The sequence below is a fragment of the Nesterenkonia pannonica genome (assembly GCF_019575955.1).
Taxonomy (GTDB): Bacteria; Actinomycetota; Actinomycetes; order Actinomycetales; family Micrococcaceae; genus Nesterenkonia; species Nesterenkonia pannonica.
Window position 1 is genome coordinate 2,554,312 of record NZ_CP080575.1, and the last position, 24,378, is coordinate 2,578,689.

23 protein-coding genes, 1 tRNA gene and 9 pseudogenes are annotated in these 24,378 nt (G+C 66.7%); 13 read left to right on the forward strand and 20 right to left on the reverse strand.

The window, feature by feature from the left end; translation table 11 throughout:
- Nucleotides 1–76: 76 nt before the first annotated feature.
- From rplA to K0H76_RS18300, 6 genes and pseudogenes are all read right to left on the reverse strand, one after another.
- Nucleotides 77–779, reverse strand: a pseudogene (gene rplA, locus K0H76_RS18275) (50S ribosomal protein L1).
- Nucleotides 780–882: 103 nt separating this feature from the next.
- Nucleotides 883–1,311: a 50S ribosomal protein L11 gene (rplK, locus tag K0H76_RS18280; RefSeq protein ID WP_258933907.1), complete on the reverse strand. Its 429-nt coding sequence runs from the start codon at nt 1,309–1,311 to the stop codon at nt 883–885.
- A 128-nt stretch (nt 1,312–1,439) separates the two neighbouring features.
- Nucleotides 1,440–2,182, reverse strand: a pseudogene (gene nusG, locus K0H76_RS18285) (transcription termination/antitermination protein NusG).
- Nucleotides 2,183–2,219: 37 nt separating this feature from the next.
- On the reverse strand, nt 2,220–2,465 hold the full coding sequence (gene secE / locus K0H76_RS18290) for a preprotein translocase subunit SecE (protein ID WP_210410169.1): 246 nt from the start codon (nt 2,463–2,465) through the stop codon (nt 2,220–2,222).
- A 115-nt stretch (nt 2,466–2,580) separates the two neighbouring features.
- A tRNA-Trp gene (locus tag K0H76_RS18295) sits at nt 2,581–2,653 on the reverse strand.
- A gap of 127 nt (nt 2,654–2,780) precedes the next feature.
- Nucleotides 2,781–3,215: a hypothetical protein gene (locus K0H76_RS18300; RefSeq protein ID WP_258933908.1), complete on the reverse strand. Its 435-nt coding sequence runs from the start codon at nt 3,213–3,215 to the stop codon at nt 2,781–2,783.
- 160 nt (nt 3,216–3,375) lie between these two features.
- Here K0H76_RS18300 and K0H76_RS18305 point away from each other — a divergent pair.
- The 3 genes and pseudogenes from K0H76_RS18305 to K0H76_RS18315 all read left to right on the forward strand — a co-directional run.
- Nucleotides 3,376–4,568 (forward strand): annotated as a pseudogene (locus K0H76_RS18305) (pyridoxal phosphate-dependent aminotransferase); the annotation flags it as partial.
- A 15-nt stretch (nt 4,569–4,583) separates the two neighbouring features.
- Nucleotides 4,584–5,281: pseudogene (locus tag K0H76_RS18310) on the forward strand (ATP-dependent 6-phosphofructokinase).
- Between the two features lie 53 nt (nt 5,282–5,334).
- Entirely contained in the window at nt 5,335–5,610 is a 276-nt protein-coding gene (locus tag K0H76_RS18315; protein ID WP_258933909.1) for a 6-phosphofructokinase, read from the forward strand.
- 48 nt (nt 5,611–5,658) lie between these two features.
- Here the strand turns inward: K0H76_RS18315 and K0H76_RS18320 are convergent.
- From K0H76_RS18320 to K0H76_RS18330, 3 genes and pseudogenes are all read right to left on the reverse strand, one after another.
- Nucleotides 5,659–6,795, reverse strand: a pseudogene (locus K0H76_RS18320) (folate-binding protein); the annotation flags it as partial.
- A gap of 7 nt (nt 6,796–6,802) precedes the next feature.
- Nucleotides 6,803–6,925, reverse strand: coding sequence for a hypothetical protein (locus K0H76_RS18325; protein WP_256369548.1), 123 nt, complete (start codon nt 6,923–6,925; stop codon nt 6,803–6,805).
- Nucleotides 6,926–6,955: 30 nt separating this feature from the next.
- On the reverse strand, nt 6,956–7,195 hold the full coding sequence (locus K0H76_RS18330) for a hypothetical protein (protein WP_258933910.1): 240 nt from the start codon (nt 7,193–7,195) through the stop codon (nt 6,956–6,958).
- A 180-nt stretch (nt 7,196–7,375) separates the two neighbouring features.
- Here K0H76_RS18330 and K0H76_RS18335 point away from each other — a divergent pair, with 180 nt between their 5' ends.
- The 7 genes and pseudogenes from K0H76_RS18335 (at nt 7,376) to asd (ending at nt 12,650) form a co-directional block, all read left to right on the forward strand.
- Nucleotides 7,376–8,044, forward strand: coding sequence for a response regulator transcription factor (locus tag K0H76_RS18335; RefSeq protein WP_258933911.1), 669 nt, complete (start codon nt 7,376–7,378; stop codon nt 8,042–8,044).
- A 466-nt stretch (nt 8,045–8,510) separates the two neighbouring features.
- On the forward strand, nt 8,511–9,242 hold the full coding sequence (mshD, locus tag K0H76_RS18340; RefSeq protein ID WP_258935470.1) for a mycothiol synthase: 732 nt from the start codon (nt 8,511–8,513) through the stop codon (nt 9,240–9,242).
- Nucleotides 9,154–10,049: pseudogene (locus K0H76_RS18345) on the forward strand (NUDIX hydrolase). Before mshD ends, K0H76_RS18345 begins: the two are co-directional and overlap by 89 nt.
- A gap of 10 nt (nt 10,050–10,059) precedes the next feature.
- A pseudogene (locus K0H76_RS18350) lies at nt 10,060–10,863 on the forward strand (thymidylate synthase).
- A gap of 17 nt (nt 10,864–10,880) precedes the next feature.
- Nucleotides 10,881–10,994, forward strand: a complete 114-nt coding sequence (locus K0H76_RS18355; protein ID WP_258935471.1) for a dihydrofolate reductase — start codon at nt 10,881–10,883, stop codon at nt 10,992–10,994.
- Entirely contained in the window at nt 10,994–11,323 is a 330-nt protein-coding gene (locus K0H76_RS18360; RefSeq protein WP_258933912.1) for a dihydrofolate reductase, read from the forward strand. Before K0H76_RS18355 ends, K0H76_RS18360 begins: the two co-directional genes overlap by 1 nt.
- A gap of 208 nt (nt 11,324–11,531) precedes the next feature.
- Nucleotides 11,532–12,650 (forward strand): aspartate-semialdehyde dehydrogenase, encoded by a 1,119-nt coding sequence (gene asd / locus K0H76_RS18365; protein WP_258935472.1) that lies wholly within the window; start codon nt 11,532–11,534, stop codon nt 12,648–12,650.
- Between the two features lie 9 nt (nt 12,651–12,659).
- On the opposite strand, the gene K0H76_RS18370 is transcribed toward asd, so the two are convergent.
- The 9 genes from K0H76_RS18370 to K0H76_RS18410 form a co-directional block, all read right to left on the reverse strand.
- The gene (locus K0H76_RS18370) at nt 12,660–13,685 is read right to left on the reverse strand and encodes a UDP-N-acetylmuramate dehydrogenase (RefSeq protein WP_258933913.1); all 1,026 of its coding nucleotides are present in this window, start codon (nt 13,683–13,685) and stop codon (nt 12,660–12,662) included.
- Between the two features lie 110 nt (nt 13,686–13,795).
- Nucleotides 13,796–14,533 carry an amino acid ABC transporter ATP-binding protein gene (locus K0H76_RS18375; protein ID WP_258933914.1) on the reverse strand — a complete coding sequence of 246 codons (738 nt, stop codon included), beginning with the start codon at nt 14,531–14,533 and terminating at the stop codon, nt 13,796–13,798.
- Between the two features lie 37 nt (nt 14,534–14,570).
- Nucleotides 14,571–15,380, reverse strand: coding sequence for an amino acid ABC transporter permease (locus tag K0H76_RS18380; RefSeq protein WP_258933915.1), 810 nt, complete (start codon nt 15,378–15,380; stop codon nt 14,571–14,573).
- Between the two features lie 5 nt (nt 15,381–15,385).
- The gene (locus K0H76_RS18385; RefSeq protein ID WP_258933916.1) at nt 15,386–16,270 is read right to left on the reverse strand and encodes an ABC transporter substrate-binding protein; all 885 of its coding nucleotides are present in this window, start codon (nt 16,268–16,270) and stop codon (nt 15,386–15,388) included.
- Between the two features lie 34 nt (nt 16,271–16,304).
- Entirely contained in the window at nt 16,305–16,817 is a 513-nt protein-coding gene (locus K0H76_RS18390) for a MaoC/PaaZ C-terminal domain-containing protein (protein WP_258933917.1), read from the reverse strand.
- Entirely contained in the window at nt 16,817–17,275 is a 459-nt protein-coding gene (locus K0H76_RS18395) for a MaoC family dehydratase N-terminal domain-containing protein (protein ID WP_258933918.1), read from the reverse strand. Before K0H76_RS18395 ends, K0H76_RS18390 begins: the two co-directional genes overlap by 1 nt.
- Nucleotides 17,272–17,553, reverse strand: a complete 282-nt coding sequence (locus K0H76_RS18400) for a hypothetical protein (protein WP_258933919.1) — start codon at nt 17,551–17,553, stop codon at nt 17,272–17,274. Before K0H76_RS18400 ends, K0H76_RS18395 begins: the two co-directional genes overlap by 4 nt.
- A gap of 56 nt (nt 17,554–17,609) precedes the next feature.
- A complete protein-coding gene (locus K0H76_RS18405) occupies nt 17,610–17,870 on the reverse strand; it encodes a hypothetical protein (RefSeq protein WP_258933920.1) in 261 nt (86 codons plus the stop codon).
- Nucleotides 17,840–18,064 (reverse strand): hypothetical protein, encoded by a 225-nt coding sequence (locus K0H76_RS18410; RefSeq protein WP_258935473.1) that lies wholly within the window; start codon nt 18,062–18,064, stop codon nt 17,840–17,842. Before K0H76_RS18410 ends, K0H76_RS18405 begins: the two co-directional genes overlap by 31 nt.
- Before the next feature lie 86 nt (nt 18,065–18,150).
- On the opposite strand from K0H76_RS18410, the gene K0H76_RS18415 reads away from it, so the two are divergent.
- Nucleotides 18,151–18,378 (forward strand): hypothetical protein, encoded by a 228-nt coding sequence (locus K0H76_RS18415; protein WP_258933921.1) that lies wholly within the window; start codon nt 18,151–18,153, stop codon nt 18,376–18,378.
- Here K0H76_RS18415 and nirD read toward each other — a convergent pair.
- Complete coding sequence (nirD, locus tag K0H76_RS18420) at nt 18,368–18,712, reverse strand: nitrite reductase small subunit NirD (protein ID WP_258933922.1); 345 nt, start codon at nt 18,710–18,712, stop codon at nt 18,368–18,370. The two genes, K0H76_RS18415 and nirD, sit on opposite strands and share 11 nt — an antisense overlap.
- Nucleotides 18,713–18,947: 235 nt before the next feature.
- Between nirD and nirB the strand changes: the two are divergent.
- A pseudogene (nirB, locus tag K0H76_RS18425) lies at nt 18,948–21,606 on the forward strand (nitrite reductase large subunit NirB).
- A 196-nt stretch (nt 21,607–21,802) separates the two neighbouring features.
- Entirely contained in the window at nt 21,803–22,807 is a 1,005-nt protein-coding gene (locus K0H76_RS18430; RefSeq protein WP_258933923.1) for a uroporphyrinogen-III synthase, read from the forward strand.
- A 9-nt stretch (nt 22,808–22,816) separates the two neighbouring features.
- Here the strand turns inward: K0H76_RS18430 and glpK are convergent.
- A pseudogene (gene glpK, locus K0H76_RS18435) lies at nt 22,817–24,374 on the reverse strand (glycerol kinase GlpK).
- Nucleotides 24,375–24,378: the final 4 nt, after the last annotated feature.

The window sequence follows — 24,378 nt, forward strand, 5'->3', positions numbered from 1 at the left end:
ACAGGTTCCGCATAGTCCAAGCGCATAGGAGGCCCGCACCCTCAATGGGATGCGGGCCTCTCCTATGGCATGCGGATCAGGAGTCGGCGATCACCTTGGTGACGTTCGGGTCCACCGGAATGCCGGGGCCGAATGTCGTCGCCAGTGTGGCGCGCTGGATGTAGCGCCCTTGGAGGCCGACGGCTTGAGACGAAGAATCTCCTCAAGAGCGGCCGCGTAGTTCTCAGCGAGAGCCTTTGCGTCGAAGCTCGTCTTGCCGATGATGAAGTGGAGGTTGGAGTGCTTGTCGACGCGGAAGTCGATCTTGCCTCCCTTGATCTCGCTGACGGCCTTGGCCACATCAGGGGTGACGGTGCCCGTCTTCGGGTTGGGCATCAGGTTGCGGGGCCCAGGATCTTGCCGAGACGCCCCACCTTGCCCATCATGTCCGGCGAGGCCACGGCCGCGTCGAAGTCCGTCCAGCCGTCTGCCACCTTGGCGATGAGCTCATCGCCGCCGACGTGGTCAGCACCGGCCTCCTCTGCCTTGGCGACGTTGTCGCCCTGGGTGAACGACCACTCGTGCCGTCTTGCCCGTGCCGTGAGGCAGGTTCACCGTGCCGCGGACCATCTGGTCCGCCTTGCGGGGTCCACCGAGAGCCGCATAGCGACCTCCACGGTGGCGTCCGTCTTGGACGGGTTGGTGTCCTTGGCCAGGGCGACAGCCTGAGTCGGCGAGTACAGAGCGTCCTCGTCGATCTTGGCGGCCGCGGCCCGGAATGCTTTGCTGCGCTGTGCCATCTGCGTTCTCTCCTTAGCAGTTGTGGTACGCGGGCCGCGCTCGGCCCTTCCCACGCCGCCCGGCAGTCCTGCCGGGCCGGTTCTTCGATTCTGAAGCCGACAGTCAGCTGTCGACGGTGATGCCCATGGATCGGGCGGTGCCTGCAACGATCTTGGAGGCAGCCTCCATGTCGTTGGCGTTGAGGTCCTCCATCTTCGTCTGTGCGATCTCCGCAACCTGGGCCTGCGTGAGCTTGCCGACCTTCTCGGTGTGCGGAACGCCGGAGCCCTTCTTCACGCCTGCGGCCTTCTTGATGAGCTCTGCAGCGGGCGGAGTCTTGGTGATGAAGGTGAAGGAGCGGTCCTCGTAGACCGTAATCTCCACAGGGATCACATTGCCGCGCTGGGTCTCAGTCGCCGCGTTGTACGCCTTGCAGAACTCCATGATGTTCACGCCGTGCTGACCGAGCAGGACCGATGGGGGCGCCGGGTTGGCGGCGCCCGCTTCGATCTGCAGCTTGATCAGACCGGCGACCTTTTTCTTGGGAGCCATAATCTGTCCTTACTGTTCGTGCGTCCTGCTTGCTCAGGAGCGAGGCAGCAGGGGTGAGCGGACCTGGCCGGGCCGCCCGTACCGTCGCCGGGCTTCCAAAGCTTGAAGCGCGACGACGAATTCTGGGGTCAGTAGATCTTCTCGACCTGGTTGAAGTTCAGCGTGACCGGAGTCTCCCGCTCGAAGATGGAGACGAGGACCACCAGCTGGCGCGAATCGGCATGAATCTCGTTGATCGTTGCAGGCAGGGTCGCGAACGGCCCGTCCGTGACCGTGACAGACTCGCCGACCTCGAAGTCCACCTTGACGTCACTGGAGGACGCCTGAGCAGAGCCGCCCTGGCCTTCTCCGGCCTCGCCCTTCTTCTGCTCGCCGGGCTTGCCGAGGCGGTGGTCCTGAGCATCTGGAACACCTCGTCCGTGGACAGCGGCTGCGGGTCGTGCGCGTTGCCCACGAATCCGGTGACGCCCGGCGTGTGACGGACGACGCCCCATGACTCATCGGTAAGGTCCATGCGGACCACGACGTAGCCGGGAATGCGCACGCGGTTGACGATCTTGCGCTGGGTGTTCTTGATCTCGACGACCTCTTCCATGGGGACATCGATCTCGAAGATGTGCTCCTCCATGTCCTGGGTCTGGATGCGAGTCTCCAGGTTGGACTTCACGCGCTTCTCGTAGTAAGCGTAGGTGTGCACCACGTACCAGTCGCCGAGGCCTCGGCGGAGCTCGGCCCGGAGCTCTTCGGCCCGCTCCTCGTAGGTCTTCTCCTCCTCAGCAGGGGCGACCTCCTCCTGGGCAGCGTCGGGCTGCTCCTGGTCGGCCGGGACGGCTTCTGCCGTCTCTTCCTGCTCAAGCTCCTGGTCAGACACGATTCTCCTTGGTATGTGTACGTACTGCGGCGTCGCCTCAGCCGCCGAAGATGAAGTCCGCTCCGCGGCTGAAGATCCAATCCAGCCCGGTGACGATCCCGATGACGATCAGCACGAAGACCAGCACCACCAGGGTGTAGTTCAGCAGCTCCGAGCGGGTCGGAACAATGACTTTGCGAAGCTCATCGATGACCTGCTTGAGGAACCGCCATACTTTGACGAAGGGGTTCTTGGAGCCGTCGCCGGAGGCACCGTCGACTTCTGTCACCGGGGTGTGGGACACGCAGGCTCCATCTTCTGTGCGTTGCCGTGGTCAGTTCATCAAGCGGATCACTGGGTGACCACTCTTCAGGCTGAGGCCCGCTGCCCGGGAGGGCGGCGGACTCGCCAGCACTGTGCAGGGCAGACAGGACTCGAACCTGCAACCTACGGTTTTGGAGACCGTTGCGCTACCAATTGCGCCACTGCCCTTCAAGAGCCTCATCCGACTCCTGCTCCGCCGGGTGGAAGGCGCACTGAACAGGGGCATCTGAGACACCGGGGATCCAGTCTACGCACCAGAGAGGGCTGAGGCCAACTGGTAAGCGAGGATGCCTGCTCAGGCTGCCAGCGCGGAGCTGGTCCGCAGGGGCACAGAGAGCAGCGAGAGCTCGCGTCCGTCGACAGTGCGCCGGTGGGGATTGCGCTGGTCCGAGGATGAGCGGTCGACGAGGCGGCCCAACGGACAGTCGGCCTGGTCACGCCATGGCACGCACGCTCCGGAGCAGTCGTAGAAGCTGTAGCCCAGCTCCGTGCCGCGCGGCATGCGCCAGGCGATGGCGAAGAGCCCGTCGCCGAGGAACTCCATCTCAGAGCGCTGCGCATCCTCGACCTCCGTCAGGCCGTCCAGGATGAGCAGCACGGTGTGAGCCGCGGGAGCGTGGCGCAGGAACGTGACCGTGACGCAGCCGTCATCCCCGTCATCGTCCTGGACGAGGGGCCACTGTTCGGTTCGCCACCGCGACGGCAGGGCGGGGACCGCCGTGCGCCGCACCTCAGGAAGGCCCCTGAGATCGGAGCGGTGAGCCCCAAATACGCCACTGTCATGTTCACTATTGTGCATGCTATTGGGTCAGGAAGCCAATCCGACATACGGTCGGCATCAACACGTGGAAGCCCATGACGACTGGGACAGTGCGGGTTAGGCTGTTGCTATGCCTGCTCCAGCCTCACGACTGTCGGACCGCATCAGCTCGATCACCCCCTCCGCCACTATGGCGGTCGACGCGAAGGCCAAGGCCATGAAGGCCGCGGGAGAGGACGTCATCGGCTACGGTGCCGGAGAGCCCGACTTCCCGACCCCCGACTACATCGTGGACGCCGCAGTCGCCGCGGCCAAGGACCCGAGATTCCACCGCTACACCCCTGCCGCAGGCCTGCCAGACCTGCGGCAGGCTGTGGCCGAGAAGACGACCCGCGATTCGTCGTACGAGGCGGAATCGTCCCAGGTCCTCATCACCAACGGCGGCAAGCAGGCCGTCTATGCGGCACTCGCCTCACTGGTGAACCCGGGCGACGAGGTTCTGCTCCCCGCGCCCTTCTGGACGACATACCCGGAGGCGATCCAGCTCGTAAGCGGCCGTGCCGTGGACGTCTTCGCCGGACCGGACCAAGGCTTCAAGGTCACTGTCGACCAGCTCGAGTCCGCTCTGACCCCGCGGACCAAGGCCCTGATCTTCGTCTCCCCCTCGAACCCCACGGGCGCCGTGTACTCGCCCGAGGAGACGCTTGAGATCGGACGGTGGGCCGCCGAGAAGGGCCTGTGGGTCATCACCGACGAGATCTACGAGCACCTGACCTACGACGACGTCCCGTTCACGTCGATCGCCTCACTGCCCGAGCTTGCCGATCAGACCGTCATCGTCAACGGAGTGGCCAAGACCTACGCCATGACCGGCTGGCGCGTGGGTTGGATGGTGGGCCCCAGGACATCATCAAGGGCGCGACGAACCTTCAGTCCCACTCCACCTCGAACGTCGCCAACGTCTCACAGGCGGCCGCGCTGGCCGCCGTCACCGGGCCCATGGACGCCGTCGAGGAGATGCGCACCGCCTTCGACCGCCGCCGCCGGACGATGGTGGAGGCGCTCAGCGCCATCCCCGGCTTCGAGTGCCCCACACCCAAGGGAGCGTTCTACGCCTATGTCGACGTGCGCGGCGCCCTCGGCCGAAGCTTCGGCGGATCAGTGCCGCAGACATCCGCCGAACTGGCCGAGCTCATCCTGGAGCGGGCGAAAGTGGCTGTGGTGCCCGGTGAAGCCTTCGGGCCCGGCGGCTACTTCCGCCTCTCCTACGCTCTCGGCGACGAAGACCTGAAGAACGGCATCGACCGCATCCACCGCTTCATCGAGGGGCCTGACCATATGCGCATAGGACTGCTGACCTCCGGGGGCGACTGCCCCGGGCTGAACGCCGTGATCCGAGCAGCGGTGCTGCACGGAGAGAAGAGCTTCGCCGATGAGTTCGTGGGCTTCCGGGGCTGGCGCGGTCTCATCGAGGCCGACTACTTCCCCTCAGCCGCCACGACGTCCGAGGCATCTCGCGCAACGGCGGCACGATTCTCGGCACCTCCCGGACCCACCCCTACAACCATCCCCAGGGCGGGCCTGAGAACATCATCGCCACCATGAAGGCACACGACGTCGACGCGGTCATCGCTATCGGAGGCGAAGGCACCCTCGCCGGTGCGAAGCGGCTGGCGGACGACGGTGTTCCCGTGGTGGGCGTGCCCAAGACCATCGACAACGACCTCAAGGCCACCGACTACACCTTCGGCTTCGACACGGCGATCAGCATTGCGACGGACGCGATGGACCGGCTGCGCACCACCGGAGAGTCCCACCACCGCGCCATGGTCGCGGAGGTGATGGGGCGCCACGTCGGATGGATCGCCCTCCACTCGGGCATGGCCGCAGGCGCTCACGCCATCCTCATACCCGAGCAGCGAGTGAGCATGGACCAGATCTGCGAGTGGACTGAGCAGGTCCACTCGCGCGGCCGCTCGCCGCTGATCGTCGTCGCCGAGGATTCATCCCGGAGGGCGCCGAAGAGGCTCTGGTAAGCAAGGGCGTCGAGGACTCCGGCCGCCCCCGACTCGGAGGAATCGGAGAGTGGGTGACAGCTCAGCTCGAGGAGCGCACCGGGATCGAGACGCGCAACACCACGCTCGGACATATTCAGCGCGGCGGAAACCCGACGGGCTACGACCGGGTGCTGGCGACCCGCTTCGGCATGCGCGCCATGGATCTGGTCCACGAGGGCGCCTGGGGCCACATGGCCTCACTGCGAGGCACAGAGATCCTGAAGGTGAACTTGGAGGAGGCGCTCGACGGGCTCAAAGAGGTGCCGCTCTCGCGATACGAAGAGGCCAAGATCCTCTTCGGCCGCTGACTCGGCGGCCGAGTCAGCGGGGGCGGCCGCGCAGGAAGTCTCCTGCGGACGTCCGACCGCCTGCCCAGCGTCCGGACGAACGATCAGCTCCTGCCCTGCGGCGTAGAACACCGGCTCCGGCACCTCTTCTGATCCCTCCTCGGCGGGAGGCTGATCGCGCACCACAAGCTGCGCCTCAGGGTCGACCTTCCGCTTGACCAGGGCCAAGGCGATAGGACCTGCCTCGTGGTGGCGGGCCACCGAGGTCACTCGCCCGACCGGACGCTCCTGAGCCATGCTTTCGCGACTGCCTGCATCCTTCGGCGCGAGGACGTCAGCTCCTGGTGCCGGCATCGTGTGCTCGGAGCCGTCAAGGTGCAGGAACACCAGGCGCCGTGGGGGTGGCCCAGGTTGTGCACCCGCGCGATGGTCTCCTGACCCTTGTAGCACCCCTTGGTCAGGTGCACCGACGTCGGATGAGGTCCAGCTCGTGGGGAATCGCCTTCGCGTCCACGTCCCAGGCAAGCCGCGGACGCCACGCAGCGACGCGGAGCGCCTCATACGCCCACACGCCCGCGAGGCCTGTTCCGTGCTCAGAGAGAAGATCTGCGCTGCGCTCAAGCTGCTCGCGGGGCACGACGGTCAGCAGCCAGGACCAGTCTCGGCCGGGGTGCTCCTCCTCGGCCACGGCCGTATAGGGCTCCGCGCCCGGGGCCAAGTTCGGCCACGGGTCGGCCCACACAGTAAGCGCACCCAGGCTTTCGGGCAGACGAGCGGTGGAGCCCAGCACGGCGAAATCAGCGCTGCGGTCCGTGATCTCGACCCGAAGCATGAACTTCATCGAGTCCAGCCATTCGGCCAGCTCCGCACCGTGGGAGCCCTCAGTGATGAGCCAGGCAGTCTCACCATCGTCGGTGATGGCGGGCGCCTGTTCGATGCGGCCGGAGATGTCCAGAAGCAGCAGCTCGGAGGAATCCCCGGCTTCAGGTAGGCGACCTGCTGAGAGCTCAGCGTGGTCAGCCACGACAGACGGTCCGGCCCAGACACTGTCACCACCGCACAGTGAGACATGTCCACAGCGGCCCGTCCGTCCGCCAGTGCGCGCTGCTCGGCGACTGGACTGCCGTAATGGGCCGCGACGCCTTCGTCGGGCCCGGAGGCGGCCACCGCGCCGGGACGGTTCAGCAGGGGTGAGGGTGAAGCCACTGCTGAATCAGCGCTGACCCTTGTAGAGGCGTGAGAGCACCAAGTAGGCGACGTATCCGATCACCAGGCCTGCCAGAGCGATCAGGCCGATGAAGAACACCTCAAGTGCAATGATCTGTGCGTCAGTCATAGCGGTCAGTGTACCGGCTCACACGCGGCACTAGCCCAGCCAGAGTCGCTCGATGACGTAGGCCGCAGCCCCGGCGCCCAGCGCACCTGCGGCCAGGCCGCCCACCATGGTGAAGGTCCGCTCCAGCCTGCGCGGCCCCGCTCCCCACAGCACCTGGGCAGTGACCGCAGCCATGAAGCCCACCGCCAGGACACCTGCAGTCGCCATGGTAGGCTGAACACCGAGAAGCACAGCGGCCGCGACAGCAAGCACCGCGGCGGAGGCGGCCACAAGCAGGGGTCTTCATCACGGCTCCATCCTGCCAGAGACTCAGGTCACGCCATGGTTATACTCAAGCTCGGACCAGACCGGGCCTTTTTCGTATGGCGGACATCGCTGTGCCCGGACCCGTGGCTGCGGTGTAGTGTCGCTGGCCAGAGTGAGTTGTTCCGATGAGTGGAGGGAATGCCGATGGCGCAGGTGCTTCTGCTCTCTGACTCCCCTGAGGATGCACTGCCGTCGCTGGAACTGCTGAACCACCGGGCTCGACCGTTTCCCGCTGAAGCCTCCTCCATCGTCCGTGCTCCCACGGTCGACATCACACTGGTGGACGCACGCAGCAACCTCAGCCACGCGCGGTCGCTGTGCCAGCTGCTCAGGTCCTCGATGCTGTCTCCGGTCATCGTGATCGTCAATGAGGCCGCCCTGCCGACGCTGAACGAATCGTGGCAGGCCGACGACTTCATCCTCACCGGCGCCAGCCCCGGCGAAGTCGATGCCCGCATCCGCATGGCCGCCGTGGTCACGCAGGAGGAGGCGCCCGCAAGCGAGATTCGGGCCGGAGCCATCGTCATCGATGAGACGACCTACATGGCCACCATCCACGGCAAGCTCCTGAACCTCACGTACAAGGAGTTCGAGCTGCTGAAGCACCTGGCTCTGCACCCGGGGCAGGTCTTCACCCGTGACCGCCTGCTCCATGAGGTCTGGGGCTATGACTACTTCGGCGGCACGCGCACAGTGGACGTCCATATTCGTAGGCTGCGCTCCAAGCTGGGGCCTGAGCACGAATCGCTGATCGGCACTGTGCGCAATGTCGGATACCGGCTGCTGGTCGACAGTGACGCCGACGCCGGGTAATCCCACTACCCTGGGGACATGAGCTCACATGCGCCGCAGATACTCCCAGCTCTTCTCAATGCGGAACTCGCCGACCAGCTTCTGACGCTCGCTGACGCCGCGCACGCGGCGGACGGCGCAGAGCCGTTCAACGATGAGACGAAGGCGCAGATCCGGGCCGGAGCACAGGGCGAGCACCCTTCGGCCACAGTGATCGGCGCCTGGTCCGCAGACGGCGCCGGAGGAATGGAGCTCACCGGGGTAGCGTCGTCCTCCACTCCCGCGCGGAGGTCGGCACGGAGTCCGTGCTTGAACTGGTGGTCCATCCGGAGCAGCGCGGCCGCGGACTCGGGACTGCGCTGATGGAGCGTCTCTCCTCGGACACGCTCGCCCCGGCGGAAGGCCGCGCCCGGAGAGCCTGGGCCCATGGAGGTCACCCGCTGCTGCGCGGCTCGCCGCTCGGTGGGACTGGGAGCCTGTCCGAGAGCTGTGGGTCATGCGTCATACCGACCCCGGCAGTCTCCCCGACGCCGCGCTCCCCGACGGCGTGCGCATCAGACGCTTCATGCCCGGCCACGACGAGGACGCCCTGCTGCGCGTCAACGCGGCCGCCTTCGCCGATCACCCGGAGCAGGGACGCTTGGACCTTAACGATCTGCGCGCACGGATGGCAGAGGAGTGGTTCGACCCTGCGGGCCTGCTGATGGCCTGGGAGGACGGTGAGCTGCTGGGGTTCCACTGGACCAAAGTGCCCCTGCGCGACGGCGCTCCCGGCCCGGTCGGAGAGGTCTACGTGGTCGGCGTATCACCGGATGCCCAGGGACGCGGGCTCGGCAAGCAGCTGACGCTGGCAGGTGTGCAGCACATGGCGTCGCAGGGCCGGACGGAGATCATCCTCTACGTGGACGCGGCCAATGCTCCGGCCGTCGGCCTCTACCGCAGGCTGGGCTTCGAGGTGTTCAAAACCGACACACAGTATGCCCCGGCTGGTACTTTTGAGGGTGAACCGTCCGGAGGCCCTGGATCCATCGCCGCTGCTCATGCAATACGTTCCCCGACGCCGCAGTGCGTCGCTCTCCGACGACGGCACTCAGGCGGAGGTCCTCGCGGCAGGTGCGCTCATCTGGCGCCTGCATCAGGGACAGCTCCAGGTGCTGCTCATCCATCGCCCCCGCTACGACGACTGGTCGTTCCCCAAGGGCAAGCTCGACGAGGGTGAGACGCTGCCCGAATGCGCAGTGCGGGAATGTGCTGAGGAAGCATCCGTCAAGATCCGACTGGGCGTTCCCCTGCCGGTGACGCGGTATGAGATCCAGGGACAGAGCGGCCCCCGCACCAAGGAGGTGTGGTATTGGGCCGCGCAGATCATCGACGGCAGGCCCACGCCGGACGGCCAGGAGGCCGATGAGATCCGCTGGGTCACTCCCGAGCAGGCCCGCGGAATGCTCAGCCAGCCCGGGGACCACGAGCCCCTGGACGAGCTGCAGCGCCTCTGCGACGAGACCCGGCTCCACACGGTGCCGTTCGTGGTGCTGCGGCATGCGAAGGCAAAGCCGCGCTCATCCTGGTCCAAGCCGGAGTCGGAGCGCCCGCTGGCCGCCACGGGCAAGCGCCAGGCCAAGACCGTGGAGCAGCTGCTGTCTGCGTGGCGCCCTCGTACCCTGCACTGCTCTCCCTGGAAGCGCTGCGCGGAGACGGTCGCCCCTACGTCAAGAAGCACCGCCACCGCATCAAGTACCGCAAGTCGCTCACCGAGAAGCGGGCCGCTCAGGATCCGGCCAAGACGGCGCGCCGGGTGCGCCGCTCGCTCGAGCTGGTCGTGCCCAGCCTGGTGTGCACGCACCGGCCTGTGCTGCCTCTGGTGCTGAACGCCCTGGAATCCTGGCTGGATTCGCCCTCGTTGGCGGAAGCGATCCCGAAGGCAGACCCCTACCTGCAGCCGGGCGCGGTTCTCATCGCCCAGCAGGCGGTCGACTGCGGCGGACGAATCGTCTCCCTTGAGATCTACGAGCCCTACGAGGACTAGACTCGTCTGCGTGAACGCCATACCCACGCCCTATGAGGACCTGCTCGCCGACGTGCTCCACCACGGAGCCCTCAAAGAGGACCGAACCGGCACGGGGACCCGCAGCGTGTTCGGGCGGCAGATCCGGTTCGACCTCTCGGAGTCTTTCCCGCTGATCACCACTAAGCGGGTCTACTTCAAGGGCGTCGCCCTCGAGCTCCTGTGGTTCCTGCGCGGCGACTCCAGCAGCACCTGGCTGCAGGAGCGCGGCGTCCGGATCTGGAACGAATGGGCGGACGACGACGGCGAGCTCGGCCCCATCTACGGTGTCCAGTGGCGCTCGTGGTAAGCTCCCGACGGCACCAGCATCGATCAGATCGCGCAGGTCGTCGAGCAGATCCGCAGCAGTCCGACTCGCGTCGGCACGTGGTGAGCGCATGGAATCCGGGGCAGATCGATGAGATGGCGCTGCCCCCTGCCACATCCTGTTCCAGTTCTACGTGGCTGACGGACGGCTCTCCTGCCAGCTGTACCAGCGCAGTGCGGACATGTTCCTGGGTGTGCCGTTCAACATCGCCAGCTATTCGCTCCTGACGCTCATGGTGGCCCAGCAGACAGGGCTGAAGCCGGGCGAATTCATCTGGTCCGGCGGGGACTGCCACATCTATTCGAACCACGTCGAGCAGGTCCAAGAGCAGCTGGAGCGCAGCCCGCGGCCCTACCCGCAGGTGAGACTGGCCCGCAGGCCGGACTCCATCTTCGACTATGCCTACGAGGACTTCGAGGTCCTCGGCTACGACCCCACCCGGCCATCAGGGCACAGGTCGCCGTATGAGGCGCGGCGTCGTGGGAATGATCTGGGCTCAGACCCCGGAGAGGGTCATCGGCGCCGACGGCGCCATGCCGTGGCACGTGCCCGAGGATCTGGCCTACTTCAAGAGCATCACCGTTACTGTCCCGTCGTGATGGGCCGACGGACCTGGGATTCCCTGCCGGAGCGCTTCCGGCCTCTGCCGGGGCAGGTCAACATCGTGGTCACTCGCAGCCCGGAGCAGCGAGGCCGCCTCGCCGGGGAGGGCGCGGTCCCGGCGGACTCGCTGGAGGAGGCCCTGGATGAGGCGCGCGAGCACATCAATGATGCCTCCAGCCTCATCTGGATCATGGGCGGCGGCGGCGTCTACGCCGAAGCTGTGGAGAGGGATCTGGCGGATATGGCCAGTGTGACGATCATCGACACTGACGCACCCGGTGATACCTACGCCCCGGAGCTGCACCCTCCCAGTGGGTCATGGTAAGCAGCGCCCAAGGTGAGGGAAATTGGGACACCTCAGAGTCCGGCGTACGCTACCGATTCGAGACCTACCGCAGAGTGTGACCGATGCCCTGCGCGGGCATTCGGGAATTCGCTAAGGTGGGTGGCATGACTTCTGCGCCTGCTGCGTCCGCAGCCACCTCGTCCGTCGCCGCCGAGACCCCTCCGTGGGGCTGATCGGCTGGCGCGGAATGGTCGGCTCCGTGCTCCTCCAGCGGTTCGTGGACGAGGGAGACTTCGCGCACTTCGACCCGGTCTTCTTCTCCACGTCCAACGCGGGCGGGCCCGCACCCGCCTTCGAAAACCTCGAGCCGCAGACGCCGACGCTCCAGGACGCCTACGACGTCGACACCCTGCGGAAGCTTCCCATCATCGTCACCGCGCAGGGCGGGGACTACACCAAAGCCGTGTACCCCAAGCTGCGTGAGGCGGGCTGGGACGGCATCTGGATCGATGCCGCCTCCACCCTCCGCATGGAGGACTCCAGCATCATCACGCTGGACCCCATCAACCGTGACGTCATCGACGCCAGCCTCGACGCGGGGGTCAAAGAGTTCATCGGCGGCAACTGCACCGTGTCCTGCATGCTCATGGGACTGGGCGGGCTGTTCAAGGAGGACCTCGTGGAGTGGGGCACCGCGATGACCTACCAGGCGGCCTCCGGCGGCGGCGCCCAGCATATGCGGGAGCTGCTGACCCAGTTCGGCGCCCTGAGCAGCGTCGTGGGGGCGGAGCTCGACGACCCTGCCTCCGCCATCCTGGACATCGACCGCAAGGTGCTGGAGGCCCAGCGCACCGGCGTGGACGCATCCCAGTTCGGCGTCCCGCTGGCCGGGTCGCTGATCCCCTGGATCGACGCCGACCTCGGCAACGGCGTCGCCAAGGAGGAGTGGAAGGGCGGGGTCGAGACCAACAAGATCCTCGGCCGCGGCGACAGCCTCGCTCCGGGCGTCGAGCGCCGCGGGGACGCCGTTCCCTTCGACTCGCTCTGCGTCCGCGTCGGCGCCCTGCGCTCCCACTCCCAGGCGCTGACCCTCAAGCTCCGGGAGGACCTCTCCGTGGAGGAGATCGAGTCGATCATCGACAAGGGCACAGAATACTCCCGGGTCATCCCGAATGAGAAGGAGGCCACGGTGGCCGGGCTGACACCCGTGGCGGCCACCGGTGAGCTGACGATCCCGGTCGGGCGCATCCGCAAGCTGGAGATGGGGCCCGAGTACATCAGCGCCTTCACGGTGGGCGATCAGCTTCTCTGGGGCGCGGCTGAGCCGCTGCGCCGTATGCTGCTGATCAGCGTCGGGAAGCTCTGAGCGGCCGCGTCAGAGGTCGCAGCCGACCAGCACCGGCTCCGGGTGCAGATCGATGCCGAAGGCGTCCCGCACCCGGTCCCGGGCAGCCTGAGCGACGGTGAGCATATCTGCGGCGGTGGCCGATCCCCGGTTGGTCACCGCGAGTGTGTGCTTCGTGGAGAGTGAGGCGCGTCCGTCCGTCAGCTCCGCACCGAATCCGCGACCGGCGCCGGCATGCTCGATGAGCCACGCCGCCGACAGTTTGACCATCGGCTCGTCGGCTTCGTCGTGCCCGGCCGGAAACCTCGGGGCCTCCTCCGGCACACCGGCGGCGTCCGACGCACGGAGAATGGGGTTGGTGAAGAAGGAGCCGGTGGACCACGTGTCGTGGTCCTGCGGATCCAGGACCATTCCCTTGGAGCCTCTCAGCTCCAGCACCTTCTCCCGGACCTCGCGCAGGCCGGTGCGGCGCTCCTCGGGGAAGGTTGGGGTCCATGCCCAGCTGGCGGGCAAGCTCGGCATAGCGCACGGGGCGGACAGCGGGCGTCCCGGCGCGTGGTGAAGGCGGAAGCGGACTTCGACCACCACATAGCGCGGCGACCCGAGGATCGTCTCCCTCTTGAGCAGCGAGTCCCGGTAGCCGAACTTCAGGTCCTCGTTGGTCAGGGTGATGCGCTCATCCTCCACACGGTCCCAGGCTGTGACGTCGAGGATGGTCTGCGAGACGTCGGTGCCGTATGCGCCCACGTTCTGAACCGGCGATGCGCCGACGGTTCCCAGGATGCCCGAGAGCGCCTCAAGCCCGCGGAGACCCCGGTCCACGGTCCATGCCACCAGCGCCTCCCAGGAGTGCCCTGCGGCGACTGTGACGATGACGGCGTCGTCCTCGGCGGAGCTGTCCGGGGCTGCGCTGATGCCCGAGAACGCCAGCTGGAGCACGGTTCCGTCGAATCCCTCATCGGAGACGAGGAGGTTGGAGCCGCCTCCGAGGACCAGGAGGGTGTCACGTCCTGCGGCGCGATCAGCGTCACTGGGCAGGTGGTGCTCTCGGAGCACGGCAAGCGCCAGCTGGTCGGAGTACGCGGTGACCCACTCCCCGCGCTGCCTCCGACCCGGGCAGTCGTGTGGTGGGCGAATGTCTTCATCGGCACTGACCCTACCGGAGGCTACTGCTCGGAGAGAGGGTTCAGAACCCGTCGGAGGAAGTCCTGTGTGCGAGGCTGCTCCGGCGCTCCGATGACCTGGGCCGCCGAGCCCTCCTCCACCACGACGCCCTGGTCCATGAAGACGACGCGATCGGCCACTTCGCGCGCGAAGCCCATCTCGTGGGTGACCACAATCATGGTCATCCCGGCCTGCGCCAGCTGACGCATGATGGCCAGCACGTCACCCACCGTCTCTGGGTCAAGAGCTGAGGTGGGCTCATCGAAGAGCATCAGGGAGGGTTTCATCGTCAGCGCCCTAGCGATGGCTACGCGCTGCTGCTGACCGCCGGAGAGCTGATCAGGGCGTCGCTCCGACAGGTGCTTCAGACCGACCTTCTCCAGCTGCTCCATCGCGTCGGACTCAGCCTGGGCCTTCGAGGCCCTGAGCACCTTCCGCGGAGTGATGGTGCAGTTGTCCAGCACGCTCAGATGAGGAAAGAGGTTGAACTGCTGGAAGACCATGCCGATCTCGCGACGCATCGCGTCGAGGTTGACGTCAGGGTGCGTGGCGGTGTGCTGCCCCACCGTGATCTGCCCGGCGTTCGGCTCCTCGAGGCGGTTCACACAGCGCAGGAGCGTGGACTTGCCGGATCCGGAGGCGCCGATGAGGCACACCACCTCGCCCGGCTCCACCCGCATGCTGATGCCCTTGAGCACCTCGTTGTCGCCGAATGACTTGTGAAGATCCTCGATGGTCACGTAAGTGGCGTCTCCGGCGTGAGATTCGCGCTCGCGCTCATGCCTTGACCTTCTTTCGCCGTGTCGGCCTGGAGCCGCGGGTCTCCATACGTCGGGCCAGCAGGCTCAGCGGAATAGTGATGAGCAGATAGCAGAAGCTTACCACGACGAGGGGCGTCAGACCTGCCTGGTACATGTTGATGCCGTCGCGGCCCATCTTGGTCAGCTCCGCCGCGCTGCCCGCCATACCGACCACGAAGATGAGCGAGGAGTCCTTGGTGAGCAGGATGGCCTCGTTGGTCAGCGGCGGGAGGACGATCCGGAACGCCTGCGGAATCTGGATGGTCACCATGGCGCGCCATGCGGGCATGCCCAGAGCTCGGGCCGCCTCCACCTGGCCCTTGGGCACCGCCTGCAGCCCGGCGCGCAGCGTCTCAGCGATATACGCGGACCCCACGATGGCCAGTGCTGACGAGGCGACCTGGAGGGTCGAGAGGTTCCAGCCGAATGCCAGGGAGGCGCCGAAGCCCAAGGCGATGAACACCAGGATGGCGGGGATTCCGCGGAAGAACTCGATGTAGGCGGTGGCCAGCCAGCGGTACACGGGGAATGTGGCCAGCCGCATGAGTGCCAGCACGGTTCCGCCGAGCAGTCCGAAGACGAACCCGAAGAACGTGTACTGCAGGGTGTTGACCAGTCCGACCGTGAAGATCTCCGGGAACATCGGGAGCACAGGCTCGACGTTGAAGAAGCTCTGCCCGATCGCCGTCCAGTTGACGACGAGGGCCAGAACGACGACGACCAGGGCGAAGAGCCCAGCCTGGATGCCCAGGCTGATGCGCTGCCTGGTCCGGTTGGAGAGGTCCATACGGATCAGTCGTCAGACTCCTCGTCGGCGTCCTCGACGTCGCCCTCTTCAGGGGTCTCGTCGGACTCGAACCAGCGCTGCTCGAGCTCGTCCATGTAGCCGTTCTCCTCGAGCTGAGAAAGGACGTCGTTGACGGCTTCGATGAGCTCTTCGTTCTCGAGCTGCGCGGCAATGCCGAGCTGCTCGCCCGTGTCGATCTCCTCGACGAACTCGAACTCGTCGGAGTCGCCTACCTGGTAGCCCAGGATGGAGATGTTGCCGACTGCGGCTTCGACCTGCCCGGCCTCCAGGCCCTGGATCAGCAGGCCGGAGTCCTCGAACTCGATGGTGTCGAGACCCATCTCCTGGGCCTCATCGGCGCCGGTGGTGGCCTGCTGCACACCGACCTGCACGTCTTCCGCGTCCTCGAGGGACGCAATGCCGGAGTCCGCTGCGGCCAGCAGGCCCAGGTTGTCGTCCAGGTAGGGGTCGGAGAAGGCCATGTTGCCCTCGCGCTCCTCCGTGATGGTCATTCCGGAGATGGCGAGGTCGCACTGCTCGGCGTTCAGGGAGACGCCGGACTGAATGCCGTCGAAGCTGGACTCGATGATCTCGAGGTCCTTGTCCATGGCGTCGGCGATGGCCTGAGCGATGTCGATGTCGAAGCCGACGACTTCGCCGTCCTCGTCGTAGTACTCGAACGGCGGGTAGGGCACGTCCGAGCACACCTGAAGGGTGCCCTCCTCGAGCGTGGTGACCTCTGCATCCACTTGGATGTCGAAGTCGACGTCCGACTCGGCCTCTGCCTCCTCAGCGTCGTCCCCGCCGTCGTCTCCGCAGGCGGTCAGGGTCAGGGCGGCGATTCCGGCGAAGGCCGCAGCCTTCATCCAGGGCGTCTCAGCAAAAGTCATGGGGTCCTCACAGGTGCGATGGTGCTCAGTGATATCAGGCGATTATAGGCACAGCTGGTCCCGGCGGCGGGTGAACGCCGCCCCGTCGAACGTCAGAGGCGGACGAGAGCCTGCGTCTTGGCCAGCACCTTGGTGCGGGACTCCCCTCGACCAGTTCGACCGTCAGATCGATGCGAACGGTTCCTGCCTCTTCGTCGAGCTTGCCGACCTTGCCGGAGACCTCCAGCTCGGCGGTCGGCTCCGAGGGAGAGCCGGAGTCTGCGTCGGCCACGGGGACGGGCTTGGTGAAGCGTGTCTGATAGTCCAGGATCGCACCCGGGTCGCCCGCCCATTCGCTGACGATGTCCGAAGCAGCGCCCATGGTCAGCATGCCGTGGGCGATGACCCCGTCGAGGCCGACCTCCTGGGCGAAGCGTTCGTTCCAATGGATCGGGTTGTGGTCGCCGGAGGCTGCGGCGTAGGCGACGAGGTCAGCACGGGAGAGGCTGATGCGGCGGGTGCCGATGCTCTGGCCCTTCTCCAGCTCGGTGATCTGCGGTGCGGCCATCAGGCAGCCTCCTCGTCGTCGGCGCGGACCAGGAGCGAGGACGTCACCGTGGACTTGGCCTCACCGTCCTGGTTGGTGATCTCGGTGACGGTGGTGACCATCGCCCCTCCGCCCATCACACGGATGCGCTCCAGCGTGGTCTGGCCGGTGAGGGTCTCGCCCGCTGCGATCGGGGCATGATGGGTGAACCTCTCCTCGGCGTGCACCACCCGCGAGAAGTCGATGCCTGCGGCCGGGTCGCTGACGACGGCGGCCTCAGCCCGCTGCGCCACGAGCACCGCAAAGGTCGGCGGCGCCACGAGGTCGGCGTGGCCGAGCGCGACGGCCGCTTCGGGGTCCGTGTGCGCCGAGCTCCGAGCCTTCACAGAGGCCGCGAACTCGCGTATCGCCTCCCGGGAGACCTGGTACGGCTGGGCCGCCTCGTAGGTGTGCCCTTCTCGTTCCGTGCTGATGCTCATGCACTGTTCCTCTCAGCGTCTTCCTCTGCGCCGCGGGCGCGAATCATGTGGGCAGCCTGCCTTTTGCGCAGCCCGATGCCCACCAGGTGGGAGACCATGCCGATGCCGAGCGTCACGAGCCCCACGCTCTGCAGGGCCGGGGTGTCCGTCATTCCGGAGGCGACGATCAGGATGATCCCGATCAGGCTCTTAGCCATGCCGATGATCAGAGCGGCGCGATAGGCAGTGGTGCCGGTTGACCACGGGTCCATCTGGGCGTTGGAGAGCTGCTGGGACATCCCCTCATCCTACCGTCGTGGGGAGCCGCCGCTCATGCTTAAGCAGCGCCCTGAGGCTAAACGCGGAATCGGTCCAGAACCAACTCTGGGATGCCGTCGGGGACGCTGCCCTCCAGCAGAAGAGGCTTCGCCACGACGTCTGCGCCCTGTCTGCGCAGCAGGCCCTGGAAGTAGCCGGGGGCGAGCAGATAGCTGGCGATCGCGACTCGCCCTCCAGGCGAGTCCGCACGCGCCTGCTCGACAGCCTGGTGGACCGTCGGCTCCGCAAACGAGAGGTAGGAGGCGGTCACAGGGACGCCGAGATGATCTGCCAGCATCTCGGCCGTGGTGCGGACATCCTGCTGGGCCGAGGTGTCGGAGGAGCCCGCCCCGCCCAGAATGATGGTGTCCCGGCTGAGGTCGGCGCCGCTTCGCGGAGCCGCTGCGCCATCGCGCGGACGAGCCGCTCGTCGGGGCCCATGGTTAGCGCCACAGCCACCGGCTGATTCGCCTCCTCGAGGGCCTCCTGCATGTCGACGTTCACATGGAAGCCCGCCGACAGCAGAAGCGGAACCAGCACCGCAGGCGCCCCGGGGAAGAGACTCCAGGGTGGCCGCAATGTCCGGCTGCTCCACATCCACGTGGCCCAGCCTCGTCTCGCTGACCGACGCGGCCCCGCCGACGAGCGCCGCGACCCGCTCGGCGAGAGCCTTCACCGCAGCTCGGCCCTTCTCCGACGAGGTGCCGTGCGAGATGGCGGCCAGCGCCGCAGCCCGGTGCGGGCCTGAATCCTCCGGAGCAGTGCTGTGCAGGTCTGCTCCGGAGGCGGAGACGCTCACGCTCTGACCTCGATCTGCCCCTGGGCGACGCGGACTTCGTAGGTGCTGATGGACGCTGCCTCGGGATCGGAGAGGCATTCGCCGGTTTCGAGGGCGTAGACCTGCTTGTGGATCGGCGAGGCGATCGTCGGGGTGCCTACCTTGGAGCCCACGATGCCTCGGGCGATCACGTTCGCTTCGGCCACGGGGTCCCAGTGGTCGACGGCGAAGACCCTGTCATCGGGCAGTCGGACCAGTGCGATCTGCTTGGAGCCCACGAGGGCGGCTTCGCCCCACATCGGGTCCAAGTCGTCCAGGCGACAGATCGTCTGCCAGGAGGTCATCTCTTCGGTGTCAGCCATCGGAACTCATCGTAGCCAGCGTTCGTTTCGGATGAACAGGTCGGGCGTAAAACAGATCTCACACGGGGCCCCTGCGTTCGTGAGGAGAGCGTCACATCGGTCTCACACCGCGGTCACGGCCCTTTAATGCGCACCTGTCACGGTGGGTGAGCAATCAGACTGCCCCGACGAAGGTGATAGCCATCATGTCTGCTCACGCTCCGCACCCAGCACCGACCGGCGTCGCCATGTCGCTGTGGTCGGCGGCGGCCCTGCCGCCCACCGCCTGGTGGAGGCCCTGACTGACAGGAATGAGGCCAGCCTGCGCATCAGCCTCTTCACCGAGGAGGCGCTGGCGCCCTATGACCGGGTGGCGCTGTCCAAGCGGTTCGAGGACCGCGAGAACAATCTTCTGCTGGGCGATGAGAGTCTGTGGCAGAACCCGCAGGTGCAGCTGCACACCTCCACTGCGATCGCCGCGATGGACGCTGAGGCCAAGACGATCACGGACTCCTCGGGCGCGGTCCACCACTACGACGACGTCGTTCTCGCCACCGGCTCCTCAGCGACCCGCCCGCCCATCGACGGGGACCAGCACATTGCGGTCTACCGGACCCTCGATGACGTCGACTGGCTGGTCGACGAGGTGAGGCGGCTGGCTGAGGAGCTCGGCCGGACCCCTCGCTGCACGGTGATCGGCGGCGGGCTCCTGGGGTTGGAGGCCGCCGGAGGGCTCAAGGGCCACGGGGCGGACGTGACGATCGTGCACTCCCGTGAGTACCTCATGAACGCGCAGCTGGATGAGGGCGGGGGCGGACCCTGAACCGTTTGCTCTCCCAGGAGGGTACACCCTCAGTCTGGGTGAGCGCCCGGCGTCCGTCGCTGCTTACGAGGACCCTCAGGAGACGCGGTTCTGGCTGAACTTTCCGCAGAAGGAGGCGATCGCCTCTGACCTGGTGGTCGCGGCGGTCGGGATCACCGCGCGTGACGAGCTGGCCGTCGCCGCCGGGCTCGAGCGCAGCTCGGCCGGAGGTGTGGTCATCGATGAGACCTGCGCCGCCTCCGCCGAGAACGTGTGGGCCATCGGCGAGGTCGCCAGCTTCGACGGCATCTGCATGGGCCTGGTGGCTCCCGCCAACGCGATGGCAGAGGTCGTCGCGGACCGGCTGTGCGGCGGCGAGGCCAGCTTCGAGGGCTTCGACACGGCCGCCAAGCTGAAGCTTGCGGGCATGGATGTGGCGAGCTTCGGCGACACCCTCGGCACCTCGCCCCACGCACTGGAGGTCACCTTCGCCGATGCGTTCGCTAAGCATCTATCAGAAGCTGGTGGTCACCGATGACGCCAAGACTCTTCTGGGCGGCGTGTTCGTCGGCGACGCCTCGCCCTACACCGCGCTTCGCCCGCTGCTGGGTCGGGAGCTGCCTGCTGAGCCGGGCGCCTTCCTCTCCTCCACCGGGGCGGGGTGGACATGGATCTGCCTGACGACGCCGAGGTCTGCTCCTGCAAGGAGTCGAAGCGGGCATCTGCGATGCGCTGTTCGGGGCGAGACCACCGGTGAGCCCGTCAGCGACATGGGCGGGATGAAGAAGTGCAACAAGGTGGGCACTCAGTGCGGCTCCTGCATCCCCATGGCGAAGAAGATCATGGAGAAGGAGATGGCGGTGCAGGGCATGGAGGTCTCCGCAGCCATGTGCGAGCACTTCGACGACTCCCGCCAGGCCCTCTTCGCCAAGGTCAAGGACGCGGGGCTGCGCAGCTTCACCGAAGTGGTCGACCATTTCGGCTCCCCGCCGACAGCACCATCAACCTCGGCTGCGACATCTGCAAGCCCGCGATGGCATCCATGATCGCCGCGCTGCACGACGAGTACATTCTGGGCGAGGGACGCGGGGCCCTGCAGGACACCAACGACCGCGCGCTGGCCAATATGCAGAAGAACGGCACCTACTCGGTGATGCCGCGGATCCCGGCCGGTGAGATCACCCCGGACAAGCTGGCCGCCATCGCCCAGGTGGCCAAGGAGTTCGGGCTGTACACGAAGATCTCGGCCGCCCAGCGCATCGACCTCTTCGGCGCTCGCCTCGAGCAGCTTCCGAAGATCTGGATGCGGCTGGTCGACGCTTACTTCGAATCCGGCCAGGCCTACGGCAAGGCCCTGCGCAACGTGAAGTCCTGCGTGGGGACCACGTGGTGCCGGTACGGGCTGCAGGACTCGGTGGCGATGGGCATCCGCCTGGAGAACCGGTACAAGGGCATCCGGTCCCCGCACAAGATGAAGTTCGGGGTCTCCGGATGCGCCCGGGAGTGCGCGGAGGCGCGGGCCAAGGACGCAGGCGTCATCGCGACCCCGACGGATGGAACCTCTACGTAGGAGGCAACGGCGGCGCTACACCGGTGCATGCGCAGCTGCTGGCCAAGGACCTCGACGACGAGACGCTGCTGAAGTACATGGACCGCTACATCATGTACTACATCCGGACGGCCGACCGGATGCAGCGCACCGCACGCTGGATCGAAGAGCTCCCCGGCGGCGTGGACCACATCTACGACGTCGTCGTGGACGATTCCTTAGGCATCGCGTCGGACCTCGAGGAGGCCATTCAGCGGCACGTGGACCGGTACGAGGACGAATGGACCGCCACCCTCAACGACCCGAGAAGCTCCGCCGGTTCCGCAGCTTCATCAACGCGCCGGACGCGCCGGACACCGACCTCAAGTACGTCATCGAGAGGGAGCAGGTCCGCCCTGCCACGCAGGAGGAGAAGCAGGCAGCCGACTCGGGACAGGCCCGGTCCTGCTGGGACCGGAGATCCCCGTCCGCTCGAATGGGTCCGCCGAGCCGGAGGCTGAGGAGGAGCCGCTCGCGGAGCCTGAGCTGGAACTGGTGGGCGCGCCCGCAGACGGGCGACTGTGAGCGAGACGGGCACTAGGCTTGACGCTGTGGAACCTGAACCCGGCCCCAGGAACGGTCCGCAGCTCCGGGCGGCCCCGCAGAGGCGCCCGCCGCTGGGTCACTGCCCCAGACCCTGTCCGGGTTCCGCATCGGCGTCACCTCGGACAGACGTTCCGATGAGCTGATCAGCGCCTTCGAGCGCCGCGGCGCGGACGTGATGCACGCTCCCGCCCTGCGGATCGCCTCACTCACCGAGTCCATCAGCCTGCAGCACGATACGAACAAGGTGGTGGACTCCGCGCCGGACTACGCCGTCATCACCACGGCCTACGGAATGCGCCGCTGGGCCGAGGCCGCCGAAGCGTACGGTGTGTGGCCGCAGCTCTTCGACGCCCTGAGAGGGCCTCGATCCTGGTCCGCGGTCCGAAGGCACGAGGGGCCGTCCGCGCCGTGGGACTCGACGACGACGGCGCCGCCGAGGATGAGCGCACCGAAACCATGCTCGACATGCTCCTGGAGAACGACATCTCCGGGAAGACGGTCGCCTTCCAGCTGCACGGGCTCCTCAACCACGATCAGGTCTCACGACTCGAGGCGGTTTAGCGCGCGGGTCATCACCGTGATGCCCTACACGTGGACGAAGCCGCCGGAGGATTCGGATCTGCTGAGGATGATCGACGCCGTCATCGAGCGGCAGCTGGACCTCGTGACATTCACCGCGGCCCCTGCGGTGGATGCGATGCTGGGCGTCGCTCAGCAGTACGGCAAACGGGAGAGCCTCATCGAGGCCCTGCAGACCGACGTGATCGCCGCGGCCGTCGGCGGGGTGACCGCGCAGCCTCTGGAGGAGGCGGGAGTGGAGGCGGTCACGCCCCATCGCTGGCGCCTCGGTGCGATGATCAAGAAGGTCATCGATCATCTCGAGACCCATCACACCATCCGACTGGACACCCAGCTGGGCCCCGTAGAGCTCCGGGGCCGAGTTCCGGCGCCCGAGCTGACCGACGATCCGGTCCGCCTGGCGCCCGGGCCCCTGAGCCTGGTCCGCACGCTGATGGAGGCCGAAGGCGCCACCCTCTCCAGGGAGCACCTGCTCGAGCAGGTGAAGTGGTGCGACTCCGAGCATGCCCTGGAGATGTGGGTCTCCCGGCTCCGCAAAGCCCTGCCCTCCTCCGAGCTGGTGCAGACCGTGGTCAAGCGCGGCTACCGCATCAAGACCTGAGAGTCCTTCTCAGCCCTGCTCGCTGTCCTCGTCCACCCAGTCGAAGCTGCGGGTGACGGCCTTGGACCAGTTGCGCATGAGGCGCTGCCGCTCCTCATCTTCGATCTGCGGGCTCCAGCGCGAGTCCTCGGACCAGTTGGCGATCACATCGTCGATCGAGTTCCAGAACCCGACTGCCAAGTTGGCTGCATAGGCGGCGCCCAGTGCGGTCGTCTCGATCACGGCGGGGCGGACCACGTCGACTCCGAGAACATCCGCCTGGAACTGCATCAGGGTCTCGTTGACGACCATGCCGCCGTCCACCTTGAGCTCTTTCAGCGGGTCCGAGGCGTCATGGGCCATGGCGTCGACCACCTCGGCTGACTGATAGGCCACGGACTCCAGGGCAGCCCGGCAGAGGTGGTTCTGGTTGACGAAACGAGTCAGTCCGACGATGACGCCCCGGGCATCGGGCTTCCAGTGCGGAGCGAAGAGGCCGGAGAATGCTTAGGCACGATGTAGGCGCCGCCGTTGTCCTCGACCCTCTTCGCCTTGGTCTCGACCTCAGGCGCGGAGGAGATCATGCCGAGGCTGTCGCGCAGCCACTGCACGAGTGATCCGGTCACGGCGATGGAGCCCTCGAGGGCATACACCGGCCTCTCCTCTCCGAGGCGGTAGGCCACCGTGGTCAGGAGCCCATGGTCGGAGCGGACCATCTCCTCGCCGGTGTTCATGAGCATGAAGTTGCCGGTGCCGTAGGTGTTCTTCCCCTGACCGGGTGTGAAGCATGCCTGCCCGAACGTGGCGGCCTGCTGGTCACCCAGGATGCCGGTGATCGGGGTGTCGATCAGCAGGGACTCCTTGCGTCCGTAGCCGTAGACCTCGGAGGAGGAGCGGATCTCGGGGAGCATGCTCAGAGGCACGCCGATCGCTTCGGCCAGCTCCTCGTTCCAATCGAGGGTGTCGATGTTCATCATCAGCGTCCGGGAAGCGTTGGTGACGTCGGTGATGTGGACGCCCCCATTGACCCCGCCGGTCAGGTTCCAGATCAGCCACGTATCCATGGTGCCGAACAGCAGCTCGCCGGCCTCCGCCCTGTCCCGGGCACCCTCCACGTTGTCGAGGATCCAGCGGATCTTGGGACCGGCGAAGTAGGTGGCCAGAGGCAGCCCGGTGCGCTCCCGAAACCTCTCGCTGCCGTGTGCGGCCTCGAGCTCGTCGCAGATCTTCTGGGTGCGGGTGTCCTGCCAGACGATGGCGTTGTGGACGGGCTCTCCGGTGCTCCTGTCCCAGACCAGGGTGGTCTCCCGCTGGTTCGTGATCCCGACGGCTGCCAGCGAGTGCCGGTTCACGTCGGCGTCGGCGAGCGCGAGTCCTATGACCTCCCTGGTGTTGCGCCAGATCTCAGTGCCGCTGTGCTCGACCCAGCCTACCTTGGGGAAGATCTGCTCATGCTCGCGCTGGCCTGAGGAGACGATGCTGCCGGAGTGGTCGAAGACCACGGCCCGGGTGGAGGTCGTTCCTGGTCGATGGCCAGTACGTATTGGGCCTCGGTGGGCCGCTTGGTGGTGGGAGCGGTCTCAGTCATGATG